The organism is Bradyrhizobium sp. SZCCHNS3002 (genome assembly GCF_032377435.1).
Lineage (GTDB): Bacteria > Pseudomonadota > Alphaproteobacteria > Rhizobiales > Xanthobacteraceae > Bradyrhizobium.
Map to the genome: position 1 here is coordinate 500,927 of NZ_JAUHHY010000001.1, position 15,653 is coordinate 516,579.

Below are 15,653 nucleotides of genomic sequence, written 5' to 3' on the forward strand. Positions count from 1 at the left end.
ATGTTTGGAACAGTGTTGACGCTGCGTTAACGGGAGGGACCTAGGATCGCGACGTATCGCCCAGCGTATCCTGAGTTTCCTGGATGTCCCCACAAGGCCCGCTTCTCATCGTCTCCTCGTCCACGCGGCCTTCGCTGAGTGCGGCCCTCGCGGTGGCGCAAATTCTCCCCTCCGTCGAGACGCGCTGGGCTGATGCGATCAGCACGATGTCCCGGGTTCAGCCGGCCGCGGTCGTCGCCGTCGTCGAGGATGCTGATGCAACCGAGCTGGCGGCGGTCTCGCGTCATGTCGGTGCGCGCAAGCCCTACGTGCCGCTGATCGCCATCGCGCCCGGTGGCGCTGTCCTGCCCGACCACGCCATTCCCTTGCATGGCAGCGACAATCACGAGCGGCTGCTGGCGCGGCTGCGCGCGGCGCTGCGTGTCCGCACGCTGCACACCACCGTGCTGCGCCGTCTCGATGAAAAGAAGGCACCCGACGCCACCCTGCCGGAAACAGATCCGCTGGATGACGCGACCGTGCTGCTGCTCGGCCGCGGCAGCTCCCTGCCCGGCCTGTCGGTCGCGCTCGGCGAACGCATGGCGGTCGTCGGCGCGCTGAGCATCGAAGCCGCCGCCAAGCATCTGTCGAGCCGCGACATCGACGGCATCGTGCTCGGCGAAGGGTTTTCGCCGCGCGTGGTCGACGCGTTCCTCGCGGTGCTCGCCGAGGACACCCGCTTCCGCAACCTTGCCGTTGTCGTCACTGCCAACCAGCCGGCGCCGCTGCAGGAACTCGCCAATCTCGAGATCATCGCCGGCGCTCCCGCGCACATCGCGGCCAGCGCGCTGCCGTTGATCCGCCTGCACGCCTTCGAAGCCCGCCTCAACCGCACGCTGCGCGCCATCGAAGCCGGCGGCATGCTCGATCCGCAGACCGGCCTGCTCACCCGCAACGCCTTCGCGCGCGACTTCGCCACCGCGGTCAGCCAGACGCAGAAGAGCGGCGGCAGCCTCGCGGTAGCTCGGTTCGCCTTCGACCCTGTCAACCCGCGCGCGCAATATGACGGCGCCCGCATCATCAGCCGCCTGATGCGGCGGATGGATTTCGGCACCCACGAGGACAACGGCTCCGTCGTGGTCGTCTTCGCCGAGACCGACCTCCGCTCCGCCCATGCCATCGCCCGCCGCCTCTCCAGCGTGATGCGCCACACCTCGCACGGCAAGCGCGACACCCGCACCGAGCCGTCGATCACCGTCGCCGCGCTGCAGCCGACTGACACCGCGCGCACCCTGCTGGCCCGGGTCTATGGCGAGGCGCAGCGCGCGGCGTCGTAATAAACTACATGTTTTGCGTCATCACTGCGCTGGTTCGAACCAAGAGTCGTGCTGCGTAGGGTGGGCAAAGGCGCATGCACGGTCTCGCTACATGCGATCTATTAGATGGCGCCGTGCCCACCGTCTCACCGCTTAGTATGCCGGCCGACGGTGGGCACGCTGCCGCCTGACGGCGGCCGCTTTGCCCACCCTACGAGATCTCGTGTTCCACGCCGGACGTTCGTTCCTTCGGCCACGATCTCATCCAAACACGTGCATGTTGAGATCGCGTATTTGCCCCACTCGTGTGGTGCGATCCAAGCTCGACTCGGGGGCATCTCAGTAAGCGGAGCATGCGTCATGCACAACCGGCAATCACGCGACGAGACTGACTGGGTCAGCGTCGTCGCGATCGTCTCGGTCTTCCTGATCGCCAGCCTTGCCTTGCACTTCGGCTGGCAGCTTCGCTGATGTAGAGCCAGCGGCTGCCCTACGCCGCCTTCTTCTTCTCCGCGAGCTCGGCCAGCTCCTTGAGGATATCCGTCGTCCCCGCCAGCCGCTCCTCCGGGGTCTCCCAGACCTGCAGGAACACGACCTTCATGTCGGGACGTACCTTGGCGGCCTGGCCGTGGCGCTTGATGAAGGCGACCAGGCGCTCGGGATAGGCAAAACTGTTGTCGCGGAAGGCGATGACGGCGCCCTTCGGACCGGCATCCACCTTCTCGACATTGGCCCGGCGGCAGTAGTTCTTGATCGCCGCGACCTTGAACAGATAGCGCGTCTCGTCCGGCAGCTTGCCGAAGCGGTCGCGCAGCTCGGCGGCAAAGTTGTCGATCTCGTCGTCGGTCTCGAGATCGGCGAGCCGGCGGTACAGCGACAGCCGCACCGAGAGGTCGGAGACGTAGTCCTCCGGAATCAGCACGGGCATGCCGATGGTGATCTGCGGCGACCAGCGGTCGACGGTCGGCTCGGTGATGCCCGCCTTGAGGTTCTCGATCGCCTCCTCCAGCATCGACTGATAGAGTTCGAAGCCGACCTCCCTGATGTGGCCGGACTGCTCGTCGCCGAGGAGATTGCCGGCGCCGCGGATGTCGAGGTCGTGGCTGGCGAGCTGGAAGCCGGCGCCGAGCGTCTCCAGCGACTGCAGCACACCCAGGCGCTTCTCGGCCTGCGGGCTGATCTTGTGGGTCGACGGTAGGGTGAACAACGCATAGGCGCGCAGCTTGGAGCGGCCGACGCGGCCGCGCAGCTGATAGAGCTGGGCAAGGCCGAACATGTCGGCGCGGTGCACGATCAGGGTGTTGGCGCGGGGAATGTCGAGGCCGGACTCGACGATGGTGGTCGACAGCAGGACGTCGAACTTGCCGTCGTAGAACGCCGACATGATGTCCTCGATCACGGTCGGCGCCATCTGGCCATGGGCGACCGCGACCTTCATCTCCGGCACGGTCTTGTCGAGGAACTCCTTGACCTCGGCGAGATCGTCGATGCGCGGCACGACGTAGAACGCCTGGCCGCCGCGATAGCGCTCGCGCAGCAGAGCCTCGCGGATCATCACTGGGTCATGCGGCGCGACGAAGGTGCGAACCGCGAGACGATCGACCGGAGGCGAGGCGATGATCGACAGCTCGCGCACGCCTGTCAAAGCAAGTTGCAAGGTCCGCGGGATCGGAGTTGCCGACAGCGTCAGCACATGCACCTCGGCACGCAGCTGCTTCAGCCGCTCCTTGTGGCCGACGCCGAAGTGCTGCTCCTCGTCGACGATGACGAGGCCGAGATCGCGGAACTTGATCGACTTGCCGAGCAGCGCATGGGTCCCGACGACGATGTCGACCGAGCCGTCGGCGAGGCCCTTCTTGACCTGGTTGAGCTCCTTGGTCGAGACGAGGCGCGAGGCCTGCGCGACGTTGACCGGAAAGCCCTTGAAGCGCTCGGTGAAGGTTTTCGCGTGCTGGCGCGCCAGCAGCGTGGTCGGCACCACCACGGCGACCTGCTTGCCGTCGAGCGCGACCGCGAACGCCGCGCGCAGCGCCACCTCGGTCTTGCCGAAACCGACGTCGCCGCAGACCAGCCGATCCATCGGCCGTCCGGCTTCGAGATCAGCGAGCGTCGCCTGGATCGCGGCGAGCTGGTCCTCGGTCTCGTCATAGGGGAAGCGCGCGCAGAACTCGTCGTAGAGGCCGGCCTGCACCGGCAGCTTCGGCGCCTCGTGCAGCATGCGCTCGGCGGCGATCTTGATCAGCTCGCCCGCCATTTCGCGGATTCGGTTCTTGAGCTTGGCCTTGCGGGTCTGCCAGCCGGAGCCGCCGAGCTTGTCGAGCTCGACGCTGGTCTGGTCGGAGCCGTAGCGCGACAACAGCTCGATGTTCTCGACCGGCAGGTACAGCTTGGTCTCGCCGGCGTAGCGCAGCTCGAGACAGTCATGCGGCGCGCCGGCGACTTCGAGCGTCTGCAGGCCGACGAAACGGCCGATGCCGTGATCGACATGGACAACGATGTCGCCGACCGCGAGGCTCGTCACCTCGGAGATGAAGTTGTCGAGCTTGCGGCTCGCCTTGCGCGGCCGCACCAGGCGGTCGCCGAGAATGTCCTGCTCGGAGATCACAGCGATCTGGTCGGTCTCGAAGCCGGACTCCAGCCCGAGCAGCGCCAGCATGGTCTCGTTGCGTGGCGTCGCCTGCACCACGCGCCAGGTATTGACGCTGGTGACGTGGATCAGCTTGTGATCCTTCAACATGCTGGCCATGCGGTCGCGCGAGCCCTCGCTCCACAGCGCGATCACCACCTTCTTGCGTACCGACTGCAGCGCCTGCACATGCGCCACCACGGCCTCGAACACGTTGACCGCGGCGTCGTTGCGCTCCGGCGCGAAGTTGCGGCCCTGCCGTGCGCCGATGTCGACGACGTTTGCCGCTTCGGGCACGGCGAAGGGCGTGATCCGCGCCAGCGGCACGGTGGCGATCCGTTCGGCCCATTCGGACGACGTCAGATACAGCCGATCGACGGTCAGAGGCTTGTAGATCGCGCCGCCGCCGGGATGCTCCATCGCCTCGCGGCGCGCGTCGTAATAGTCGATGATCTGCTTGAAGCGTTCGCGCGCGGCGTCCTCGCCCTGCGGCTCGATCACGACCGGCGTGTTCGGCAGGTAGTCGAACAGCGTCTCCATCTTGTCGTGGAACAGCGGCAGCCAGTGCTCCATGCCGGGATAGCGCCGGCCCTCGCTGACGGCCTCGTACAGCGCATCGTCGCGCTCGGGCGCGCCGAACTCGGCGACATAGCCCATGCGGAAGCGGCGGATGGTGTCGGTGACCAGTTGGAATTCGGAGACGGGCACCAGATCGAGCGAGCGCATGTCGAGCAGGGTTCGCTGCGTCTCGGCGTCGAAGGTGCGGATCGATTCCAGGCTGTCGCCGAAGAAGTCGAAGCGCACCGGCTGGTCGAGGCCCGCCGGGAACAGGTCGAGGATGCCGCCGCGCACGGCATATTCGCCGCTCTCGCGCACGGTCGACGAGCGGTGGTAGCCGTTGTGCTCCAACCAGGCGACGACAGAGTCCATCGGCACGACATGGCCGGGCGCGACCGACAGTGCCTGCCCGGCCATGGTGTCGCGCGACGGCACGCGCTGGACGATGGCATTCACGGTGGTCAGCACGATCAGCGGCTTGTCGCTGCCGGCGAGGCGCGACAGCCGCGCCAATGTCGTGACGCGCTGGGCCAGGATGCCGCCATGCGGCGAGACGCGGTCATAGGGCTGGCAGTCCCAGGCGGGGAACTGCATGACAGGAAGATCGGGCGCGAAGAAGTCGAGCGCCCGCGCCAGCTGCTGCATGCGTGCGCCGTCGCGGCAGACCACGGCGAGGCTCACCGCCGGCGGCTTCGGCTTGGCGGCAATGGCACGCGCGAGGTCGGAGACGACGAGGCCTTCGGCGCCCTCGGCGACGTTGGCGAGCGTCAGCGCGCGCCCCGGCGCGAGATGCTCGGCAGGCGACTTGACAGGGCTCTTCATCAGTCGGCGTCCACCGCGCGGAACGCCTTGATGCGAGCGAACAGCGCCGGGGTCTGCTCCGGCGGCAGCGGCCGGGCGCCGGTGACCGCGGCATAAAAGTCCGGGTCGGGGACTTCGAGCAGTTGCTCGAGCTCGGCCAGCTCGCTCTCGCTGAGGCTGCCGATCTCGGCGTCGGCAAAGCGGCCGAGGATCAGATCCATCTCGCGGGTGCCGCGATGCCAGCAGCGGAACAGGAGCCGCTTGCGGCGGTCGTCAAGGCCTTGGCTCGATCGGGTCGTTCCAGTCATCGCGGCATCCTGCGGTACAACGCCAAAAGCCCGGACGGTGCCGGGCGCGGTTGATATAGCGGTGCGCGGCGCCCCTGTCAGCCCTCGGGACTGCAGAACCGGCATGCCCGGCACCTGAAAACTGAGAAAAAGACGTGGATGTCTCGGCATTCGCGGCTATCCCAGCTCTCAAACCGCTTTAAGTGTTCGCTCCATGCGCCCCAGCATCCTCAATCCCCTGTTTGCGCCGGTCACCGCCCTCTCCGGGGTCGGGCCGAAGCAGGACAAGCTGCTGCGCTACCTGCTCGGCTGCAGCGAGACGCCGCGGCTGGTCGACCTGCTGCTGCATCTGCCGGCCAGCGTGATCGACCGCCGTAACCGGCCGAAGGTCCGCGACGTCGAGGTCGGCACGGTCGTGACGCTGGAGGTCACGGTCGACCGCCACCGTCCCTCGCGCAACGCGCGCGCGCCATACCTCGTTTACGCCAGCGACGAGACCGGCGACGTCGTGCTGACGTTCTTCCGCCCCAAGGGCGACTACATCGAGAAGATCCTGCCGGTCGGCGCCAAGCGCTACGTCTCCGGCACGGTGCAGATGTACGACGGCGTGCCGCAGATCGTGCATCCCGACCGCATCCTCGATGAGGCTGGGTTTGCAAAACTGTCAGGAATCGACCCGGTCTATCCGCTGACCGAAGGCCTCGCGCTCGGCTCGCTGCGGCGGGCGATCGCCGCCGCGCTGACCAAGCTGCCGGACCTGCCGGAATGGATCAGCCCGGAGGTGCTCAGCCGCTGCAACTTCCCGTCCTTGAGGGAGGCGCTGACGCGGGTGCACGTCCCGCAGGAATTGACCGACATCCTGCCGGAGAACCCGTTCTGGTCGCGCCTCGCCTTCGACGAGCTGCTCGCAGGCCAATTGGCGCTGGCGCTGGTGCGGGCGCAGTTGCGCCGGCCCGCCGGCAACCGTCATGCCGGCGATGGCCGTCTGCGCCGCAGGATCATCGACGCCCTTCCTTACGCGCTGACGAATTCGCAAGCCGAGGCGCTGGACGCCATCGCCGCCGATCTCGAAAAACCGGTCCGCATGCTGCGGCTGCTGCAGGGCGACGTCGGCTCCGGCAAGACGGTGGTGGCGCTGCTGGCGGCGGCCGCCGTCGCCGAGGCCGGCAAGCAGGCTGCGCTGATGGCGCCGACCGAGATCCTGGCGCGGCAGCATGCCAAGACCATCGCCCCGCTTGCCGCGCGCGCCGGCATGAACGTGGTCATCCTGACCGGACGCGAGAAGGGCAAGGAACGCCGTGACATCCTTGCCCGGCTCGAAGCCGGCGAGATCGACGTCCTGATCGGCACCCACGCGCTGATCCAGGACGACGTGATCTTCAAGTCGCTGGCGCTCGCCATCGTCGACGAGCAGCATCGCTTCGGCGTGCGCGAGCGGCTGGCGCTGACCTCGAAGGGCGAGGCCGTCGACGTGCTCGTGCTGTCGGCGACGCCGATCCCGCGCACGCTGGTGCTGACCTATTTCGGCGACATGGACATTTCCGAGCTGCGCGAGAAGCCGGCCGGCCGGCAGCCGATCGACACCCGCGCGGTCGCCGATGTCAGGCTCGGCGAGGTCATCGACGCCGTCGGCCGCGCGCTCGATGCCGGCAAGCTGGTGTACTGGATCTGCCCGCTGGTCGAGGAATCCGAGGCCGAGGGCATCGATCATCTCACCAACGCGACGGATCGCTTCGAGAGCCTGCGCGAGCGCTTCGGCGACAAGGTCGGCCTCGTCCACGGCAAGATGAAGGGCAGCGAGAAGGACGAGGTCATGGGCCGCTTCGCGGCGCATGAGCTGCGCCTGCTGGTCGCCACCACGGTGGTCGAGGTCGGCGTCGACGTGCCGGCCGCCAGCATCATGGTGATCGAGAATGCCGAGCGCTTCGGCCTCGCACAATTGCACCAGCTGCGCGGCCGCATCGGCCGCGGCTCCGAGGCCTCGACCTGCATCCTGCTCTATCACGAGCCGCTCGGGCCGATGTCGAAGGCGCGGCTCGCGGTGATCCGCGAGACCACCGACGGCTTCCGCATCGCCGAGGAGGATCTCAAGCTGCGCGGCGAAGGCGACGTGCTCGGCATCCGCCAGAGCGGCCTGCCCGGCTATCGCATCGCGCGGCCCGAGGTGCACGCCCAGTTGATCACCCAGGCGCGCGACGAGGCGCTGCGCATCCTGAAGGACGATCCCAGGCTGAAGGGCCCGCGCAGCGAAGCGCTGCGCTGCCTGCTGTATTTGTACGAACGCGACGAGGCGATCCCGCTGTTGACGGCGGGATAGGTTCAACCGCCGTCATTGCGAGTGAGGACGATGCCTACGTCCTCGCCTTGCAGTTTTCCGCGAACGCCACCAGTTGCGCGGCTTCGATGCCCTGCCCCTGCACGTCCGCTGCAACATGCTCGAACAGCCGGGCCAACCCTTCGTAGATCAGCGCCGCCGGATGATCCTCTCCCAGGAAGCCCGCGATCTCGCGCATTTCGGCAACCCAGCGATAGGCCTTCGGCAGCATGTCCGGCAGCGCATTGCCGAGCCGCGCCTGCACGTGCGGCTGGCTCAGAGCCAGCTCATCGCGCAGCGCGTCCGCTGCGCCGGCGCGGGTGGCGGCCAGCACCATCGCGGCGCCGAGCCCGGTCAGCCCCTTGTTGATGCCGGCATAGGACATCTTCAGCGCCGAAGCCGCGCCGATGGGTCCTTCGATCCGTCGCAGATCGAGCCCGAGTTGGCCCAGCACGGAGACATCGGCGGACGCCTCGCCGCTCACATAGAAGGCCGGTCCCTTCGTGCCGGGCTTCGGCGGCAGGCCGATGATGGCGGCATCCACCAGGCGCGCGCCCGACGACAGCACGATATCCTCGATCGTCCGGATGGTCTCGACGTTGACGGCATTGCAGTCGACGATGATGGGCTTCCTCGAATTCCGGTTGATGACCGTCGCGAGCTGCTCCGCCAGCGCCACGGCCTCGCCCGGCGGCACGATCGACAGGATGATGTCCGCATTGGCGATCTCGGCATCGCTGGCGCCGATCATGCCGGATGCGGCCGCTCTCGCCCGCGTCGCCGCGCTGCGCCCCTCGAGCGACGTCAGGACGTTGCAGCCGTGCTCCACGAGACGGGCAGCGATCGCGCCGCCCATTGCGCCCGGTGCGATGACGGCAATGCTGGGGGGCATGAGGACGGCTCCGGTTCCAACGATGGTCTCGAAGACTATGCGCACCCCGTGACAAAATTGAAGGCACGAAAACGAAGGGCAGCCCTTCCGGGCTGCCCTCGCCTTGGCCGCAACTTCAACGCTCCCCTCAGAGCCCCCGAGAACGCTGGCCGCCGCGGCAGACCTCAGAACGCGATCTTCAATCCTCCGCTGCCGAAGAAATCGTCGCCACCCGTGCGTCCGATGGTGCGCGACACGGTCGCCGTCAGCGCCACATTGCTCCAGAATGGCGCCACGACGCCGGCGCTCACCCGGCCGTAGACGTCGTGCGAGGTGCCGTTCGGAACGGTCCAGTTGTTGACGATGACGGGCGCCGACGTCGCGCTGTACTGAATCAGGCGGCCGTTGCCGATGATGTCGTCATCGAGCGTCAGGTTCAGGTACGGATTGATGACGTTGCCCTGCAACTGGAACGGGGTGCGCAGCTGCACGCCGACGCTGCCGATCAGGGTCTCGGCGGTCTGCGAGCCGACCGCGAGCGTGAGCGCAGGATCGCCGGTCTCGGTGAAGCCGTCGACACGGGCGCGGGCATAGGTCAGCCCGCCGATCGGGCCGAGCTTTGCCGTGCCGGCATCGAACAGGTAACCGGCCTTGCCGGCCGCGACGAAGGTCGTGCCGCCGGGATTGGAGGTGATGGTGTCGACGACGCCCGGCCGCATGTTGCGATAGTCCTGATGGCCGATCGTCGCGAGCGCTTCCGCAAACAGGTTGCTGCTGGCCCAGGCGCCGTAGAGGCCGAACTGATAGGAGTTGGCATCCGTGGTGCCGGCGCTGTTGAACAGCCTCGCCTTCGGGTTGGAGTAGTCGAAGGCGGTGCCGATCATGGCGTTCGCCGACAGCCGGTACTCGACGCCAATCGTGCCGCCGATGCTGTCGAGATTGAAGCCGTTCGAGGCGGCGCTGCCCTGGCGGTCGCTGACGCCGCCATTGCCCTGCATGTAGAACGACCATGGACTGACCGGCGCAAGCGGCGGCGCCTTGGTGTAGGACGGGCGGCCCATTGCCCCATAGGCGTTCATCGTCGATGGAGCAAAGCCCGCGGTCTCGCGGAACATGTCGAGCTTGCCGAACAGGGTCGAGGCGAAGCCCATCGCCGTGATCGACCCCACCTCGCCTTGCGGCGCGAAGGTCAGCGGCGCGTTGAGGCGGTTGACGATATATTGGCCCAGCACCTCGAAGCCGTGTGACGTCAGGTGCACGCCATCGACATAGAACAGGTATTGGTTCTGCAGCGCAGGATTGCCGATGCAGGCGATCGGACAGGCGCCGACATTGGTGAAGCCATAGCGCGACGGATTGGCCTGGATCAGCGTCCCCACCAGTCCGGTGTCGACATACTCGACACGTACGCCCGAACGCGCGACGCCGGCGAGCGACTGCTGCATCAGGCTGTTGTAGGTCGTGCTGTAGGCCTTGCCGGCTGGAGCATTGGCGTTGCCGACGGCCTCCGGCAAGGTGCTGACATCGCCGGCCGTGAACACGATGCTGCGCGCGCCGTCCCCGACCAGCGCGTTGATGCCGGCCATGGCCTGCTGAGCCGTGACGGCCGCGGCCGTCGGCGCTCCAGCGAGCGAGCCACCGGCGCGGTAGTAGGCTCGTGCGTCATTGCCGCCGACGGAAATTTCGACGAGGTCGGTCGATGAGATCCTGCCGGAGAAGCCGGTCAGTCCGCTCCACTCCTGGAAGAAGCCGGGAATGCCGGGCGCCACCACGTTGGTGTTGCCGGCCATGGCGCCGCCGATCGCGTAGTTGAGCTGGGGAATGCCGAGCAGCGCCGAGGTCGTATCGACGAAATTGGTGCCGCCGCTGAAGCGGCCGGTGGGATAGAGCGGCAGCTTGCCGGCCCCGCCGGTGAAGGTCCAGAGATTGCCCGTATCGGCGTAGCTGTCGCCAAATGCCTGAATGCGCGTATAGGTGGTCTGGGCTGCCGCCGGCCCGGTCAGTTGCAGCGACGCTACGGACAGCGCGACCACGCACAACAACGTCGTTCTACTCACAGGCCTCATACGCGCTTCCCCAACGTCATACTTTTGTTTGCCCGATGTTTCCATGGTGACCATTCGAAACACCACCGCCCGCTGGTTGTAGGAACGACGACATCCGTGGCTGTGCCTTCCTCGCATCATCATGCAGTGCAAAGTGCCGCGATGCGCACGTTTGCCCGCTGGGCGGACCGGACCGCCGCCGACCGTGCTCGCGAAGGCTGCTGACAGAATCTGGCAGGGAGCTCGGCTAGTCGTGTGGCTGACGCGCCGCAGCCGGCGCCGCCACCGGAGAAAAGACGATGCCCGAGTTCAATTTCCTGATCCTCTACGTCGACAACCCGCCGAGCAGCGCGGCCTTCTATGCGGATCTGCTTGGCCGGCCCGTGATCGAACAATCGCCGACGTTCGCCATGCTGCCGCTGCGCGAGGGCGTCATGCTGGGCCTGTGGTCGCGGCACACGGTCGAGCCGCCAGCGGCCGGCGCAGCAGGCTTCGGCGAGGTCGCGTTCGCGGTCGGCGATGCCGGCGAGGTCCAAAGGCTGCACGACGACTGGAAGGCGCGCGGACTTTCGATCGCGCAGGCGCCGACGCGGATGGATTTCGGAACGACGTTCGTCGCGCTCGATCCGGATGGACATCGCCTGCGCGTGTTCGTTCCGCAGGATGCGGCCTAGCTCTTCCGCAGTGGCTGGCCTTTCGCGCCAGTCGGCCCTTCAGCCTAGTCGGCCTTGGCCGGCTCGGGCTCGCGGTGCGGCGATGGCTGCGCGGGTGCGTTGGCGAGGCGCGCGGCGTTGGCCATGTTGGCCAGCGCCGCGACTTTTTTCTGCTGGTCCGATCCCGGCTGCACCACGCCGCAGGACATGATCAGCGTCGCCGCGTCCTCGGCGCTCATGTCCACCTCGATGATCTTGCTCCGCGGCAGATAGAAGAAAAAGCCGGTGGTGGGGTTCGGCGCGCACGGCAAGAACACCGAGATCTGCTCGTCGTCACCGGGCAGCCGGCTCGAAATCTCCGCGCTCGGCGGCTGCGAGATCAGCACGATCGACCACATGCCGGGCGACGGAAACTCGACCAGGCCGACACGGCGCAGGCTCGAACCCTTGCCCGAGAACAGCGTCTCGAACACCTGCTTGAGGCCGCGATAGATCGCCCGCACCGCCGGGATGCGGCCGAGCAGCCGCTCGCCGAGGTCGACCAGGGTGCGGCCGATGAGGTTGGCCGTCAGGAAGCCGAGCAGCGTCAGTCCGATCACGGCCACGATCAGGCCGGAGCCGGGCACGCCGAACGGCAGATAGGTTTCCGGACGATAGACCAGCGGCACGAACGGCCGGACCAGCCCGTCCACCCAGGTCACGAACCACCAGGTGATGTAGAGCGTGATGGCAACGGGTCCGGCGACGACGAGGCCGGTCAGGAAATAGTTGCGAAACCTGAACATCAGCCCATGGTGGGGCGTCTCGGCCGGAGCATCGGCCAAGGGATCGGTCTCAGGCGGCAGGTCGTCGCGGGAACTCATGCGAACTTCCGGGTCGGATCAAATCTCACCTAGGGGTCTTAGCAGATTTTTGAAGGGCAAAGGCCCTCTTTCCGACACAGGCGCGCTTTGCCGCTGACCTGTGGCCCGGCAGTCGGGCCCCAAGTCAGCGCGCAAGCCGTCGATTTCGATCCCTGCGGCGGCGAGGAGCCACTCAAAAGGGCAAACCCGCCGCCCCTAGGCGCTACGCAGCGGCAGGGCCAGGCCGACCGCCACGAAGATGCCGCCACAGACCTGGTTGAAGCGCCGCCCGACCCGGGCGAGCCACGGACGAACCTGGGCTGCCGCGCTGGCAATGGCGTATTCGGTGACGAACTCCGTCACCGTATAGGTGACGGCCACGACGGCGAACTGCACCGCCAGGCTGCGATCGGGATCGATGAATTGTGGCAGCAGGGCGCTGAAGAACAGCAGGCATTTCGGGTTGGTGGCCGCGGTCAGGAAGCCCTGGCGGAACAGCGCGTGCGGGCGCGCCGCCACGGTCTGGCCGGCCAGATCGACGCCCACCGGCGGCGCGAACCAGAGCTTGATCCCGAGCCAGGCAAGATAGAGTCCGCCGACCCACTTCAGGACCACGAGCCAGGTGATCGACGCTTGCACCAGCGCGCCGATGCCGAACATGCACAGCGCGATGACGAGGATGAAGCCGATCAGGCCGCCCGCGATCGTGAACAGCGTCCTCCGACCGCCATGCAGCGCGCCATGCGTCAGGGCAAGCAGGCCGTTGGGCCCGGGCGTCAGCGAGATGCCGATGCTCGTGAGCAGGAACAGCAGCCAAGTGTCGAGTGCCATCGGAATCCCTGTCAATCAGTTGCGCCACAGCACAGGCAAACTCGGCCGTCGTCCCGGCAGGTGGTTTGGGCCTCGCTGGAGCTGCCAGCCACGAAGTGAGGTGGTTATGGATCCCGGCGTTCGCCTGGATGACAGCGAATGTGCAGAGGCCGCGTCGCAACTCACGCCCAACTGGTTCTCAAGGCGACGCGAGAGCATCGCTTGGACGCGGCAAGCGGCGGCGTATCTACTCCACCGTGACCGACTTCGCCAAGTTGCGCGGCTGGTCGACGTCGGTGCCCATCACCACGGCGGTGTGATAGGCCAGCAGCTGCACCGGGATGGCGTAGACGATCGGCGTGAAGGTCGCGGCCATGTCCGGCATGGTGATCGTGACCAGCGAGTCCACCGTCGCCTCCTCGGCGCCCTTGGCATCGGTCATCAGGATGATGTTGCCACCGCGCGCGGCGACCTCCTGCATGTTCGACACGGTCTTTTCGAACACGCGGTCATACGGCGCGATGACAACGACCGGCATGGTCTCGTCGATCAGCGCGATCGGCCCATGCTTGAGCTCGCCGGCGGCGTAGCCCTCGGCATGGATGTAGGAGATCTCCTTCAGCTTCAGCGCGCCTTCCAGCGCCAGCGGATAGGAGGTGCCGCGGCCGAGATAGAGCACGTCCTTTGACTTGGCGATCTCGCGGGCGAGCTTCTCGATCTGCGGCTCGGTGGTCAGCGCCGCCGCGATCAGACGCGGCACCTCGACCAGGCCGTGGACCAGCTTGGTCTCGTCGGCCTCGGACAGCTCGCCGCGGCCGCGGCCGGCGGCGATGGCGAGCGCCGCCAGCACCATCAACTGGCAGGTGAAGGCCTTGGTCGAGGCGACGCCGATCTCGGGACCGGCCAGCGTCGGCATCACGATCTCGCTCTCGCGCGCGATCGTCGAGGTCGGCACGTTGACGACGGAGAGCGTATGCACGCCCTGCGATTTGGCGTAGCGCAGCGCGGCCAGGGTGTCGGCGGTCTCGCCGGACTGCGAGATGAAGATGGCGAGATCGCCCTTGCGAAGCGGCGCCTCGCGGTAGCGGAACTCGGAGGCGACGTCGAGCTCGACCGGCACCCGCGCGAAGCGCTCGAACCAGTATTTGGCGACGAATCCGGCGTAGCTCGCGGTGCCGCAGGCGGTGATCGAGATGCGCTGGATGTCCTTGAAGTCGAACGGCAGCCGCGCCGGCAGCATCACGCGCTCGGTGCCCATGTCGACGTAGCGCGCCAGGGTGTGGCCGACGACCTCCGGCTGCTCGTGGATCTCCTTGGCCATGAAGTGGCGATAATTGGCCTTATCGACCAGGAACGACGACGCGCCGGATTTCAGCACCTCGCGCTTCACCACCGCGCCCGAGGCGTCGTGAATGATGCCGGAATCGCGGGTGATCTCGACCCAGTCGCCGTCGTCGAGATAGCTGATCGTGTCGGTGAACGGCGCCAGCGCGATCGCGTCCGAGCCCAGGAACATCTCGCCGTCGCCATAGCCGAGCGCCAGCGGCGAGCCCTTGCGGGCGCCGATCAGGAGATTGCCGTGGCCCTTGAACAGGAAGGCCAGCGCGAAGGCGCCCTTCAACTGCGGCAGCGACGCAGCGACCGCCTGCTGCGGCGTGTGGCCCTTCAGCAGATAGGAATTGACCAGATGGACGACGGTCTCGGTGTCGGTCTCGGATGCGAACCTGGCGCCCTGCCTTTCGAGCTCGGCGCGTAGTTCGCGAAAATTCTCGATGATGCCGTTATGCACCACGGCAACATTGTCAGTTGCGTGCGGATGCGCGTTGCTCTCGGTCGGCTTGCCGTGGGTGGCCCAGCGGGTATGACCGATGCCGGCGTGCCCCTTCAGCGGCTGCTGCTCGAGCCGCTTCTCGAGGTTCTTCAGCTTGCCCTCGGCGCGTCGCCGGTCCAGATGATCGCCCTCGAGCGTGGCGACACCCGCGGAATCGTAGCCGCGATATTCGAGACGTTTCAGGGAATCGACGAGATGCTCGGCAACCGGCCCGCGTCCCAGGATCCCGATGATTCCGCACATCAGCGCTAGTCCCCAAATCGTCGAGAGAGATTCAAAAGCGTGGCATTGTCTTAACGAAAACCGCGCGCTTTCAGGATTCAATAATTATTGCGGATTGCGACAGGGTTAAGTGCAAGACTTCACGCGAGGCTTAACCACGCGGCAGGCCGGCAGCTCCGGTTCGACACGGAGGTCGGTTCGGAGCGGGCTTAACGTGCGGTCAACGCTTTCGCACAAGACTATCGCGTCGGAGATGACCCATGGCCTTTTACCGCCGCCCAACTGATCCAAAGGGAACCAGCTCGCTCAGCCTGTCACATCCGGCGTCCGGGAGCCATCTGGCGCACTGGCCGCCGCCGACGCTGAGTCACGAGCTGAAGCCGATGCCGATCAAGCATCAGAGCAAGAACGAGCCGGTCAAGCACGCCACCCGCCGCGGCTGGCGCCTGACGCGCGCGATGTTCGCCGAGTTCCAGGACGACGAAGAGTGAACAAGCG

11 protein-coding genes are annotated in these 15,653 nt (G+C 66.9%); 4 read left to right on the forward strand and 7 right to left on the reverse strand.

What is annotated here, in order from left to right; translation table 11 throughout:
- The first annotated feature begins 83 nt into the window (after nt 1-83).
- On the forward strand, nt 84-1,316 hold the full coding sequence (locus QW845_RS02215) for a GGDEF domain-containing protein (RefSeq protein WP_315800025.1): 1,233 nt from the start codon (nt 84-86) through the stop codon (nt 1,314-1,316).
- 469 nt (nt 1,317-1,785) lie between these two features.
- Here the strand turns inward: QW845_RS02215 and mfd are convergent, their stop codons facing one another.
- Nucleotides 1,786-5,301: a transcription-repair coupling factor gene (gene mfd, locus QW845_RS02220; RefSeq protein ID WP_315800026.1), complete on the reverse strand. Its 3,516-nt coding sequence runs from the start codon at nt 5,299-5,301 to the stop codon at nt 1,786-1,788.
- The gene (locus tag QW845_RS02225) at nt 5,301-5,588 is read right to left on the reverse strand and encodes a succinate dehydrogenase assembly factor 2 (RefSeq protein WP_315800027.1); all 288 of its coding nucleotides are present in this window, start codon (nt 5,586-5,588) and stop codon (nt 5,301-5,303) included. The genes mfd and QW845_RS02225 overlap by 1 nt, the downstream gene beginning before the upstream one ends.
- A gap of 193 nt (nt 5,589-5,781) precedes the next feature.
- On the opposite strand from QW845_RS02225, the gene recG reads away from it, so the two are divergent.
- Nucleotides 5,782-7,884, forward strand: a complete 2,103-nt coding sequence (gene recG / locus QW845_RS02230) for an ATP-dependent DNA helicase RecG (protein ID WP_315800028.1) — start codon at nt 5,782-5,784, stop codon at nt 7,882-7,884.
- Between the two features lie 34 nt (nt 7,885-7,918).
- Here recG and QW845_RS02235 read toward each other — a convergent pair whose 3' ends face one another.
- Together QW845_RS02235 and QW845_RS02240 are read right to left on the reverse strand one after the other, a co-directional pair.
- A complete protein-coding gene (locus QW845_RS02235) occupies nt 7,919-8,773 on the reverse strand; it encodes an NAD(P)-dependent oxidoreductase (protein WP_315800029.1) in 855 nt (284 codons plus the stop codon).
- A gap of 164 nt (nt 8,774-8,937) precedes the next feature.
- Nucleotides 8,938-10,818, reverse strand: coding sequence for an autotransporter domain-containing protein (locus QW845_RS02240; RefSeq protein ID WP_315800030.1), 1,881 nt, complete (start codon nt 10,816-10,818; stop codon nt 8,938-8,940).
- A gap of 278 nt (nt 10,819-11,096) precedes the next feature.
- Here QW845_RS02240 and QW845_RS02245 point away from each other — a divergent pair, with 278 nt between their 5' ends.
- On the forward strand, nt 11,097-11,471 hold the full coding sequence (locus QW845_RS02245; protein WP_315800031.1) for a VOC family protein: 375 nt from the start codon (nt 11,097-11,099) through the stop codon (nt 11,469-11,471).
- A 44-nt stretch (nt 11,472-11,515) separates the two neighbouring features.
- Here the strand turns inward: QW845_RS02245 and QW845_RS02250 are convergent, their stop codons facing one another.
- The 3 genes from QW845_RS02250 to glmS all read right to left on the reverse strand — a co-directional run bounded on the left by QW845_RS02250 (nt 11,516) and on the right by glmS (nt 15,176).
- Entirely contained in the window at nt 11,516-12,313 is a 798-nt protein-coding gene (locus QW845_RS02250; protein WP_315712018.1) for a DUF502 domain-containing protein, read from the reverse strand.
- A 195-nt stretch (nt 12,314-12,508) separates the two neighbouring features.
- A complete protein-coding gene (locus tag QW845_RS02255; protein WP_315800032.1) occupies nt 12,509-13,123 on the reverse strand; it encodes a LysE family translocator in 615 nt (204 codons plus the stop codon).
- Nucleotides 13,124-13,349: 226 nt separating this feature from the next.
- Nucleotides 13,350-15,176: a glutamine--fructose-6-phosphate transaminase (isomerizing) gene (gene glmS / locus QW845_RS02260; protein ID WP_315800033.1), complete on the reverse strand. Its 1,827-nt coding sequence runs from the start codon at nt 15,174-15,176 to the stop codon at nt 13,350-13,352.
- Nucleotides 15,177-15,415: 239 nt separating this feature from the next.
- Here glmS and QW845_RS02265 point away from each other — a divergent pair, with 239 nt between their 5' ends.
- Entirely contained in the window at nt 15,416-15,646 is a 231-nt protein-coding gene (locus QW845_RS02265; RefSeq protein ID WP_315800034.1) for a hypothetical protein, read from the forward strand.
- Nucleotides 15,647-15,653 lie beyond the last annotated feature (7 nt).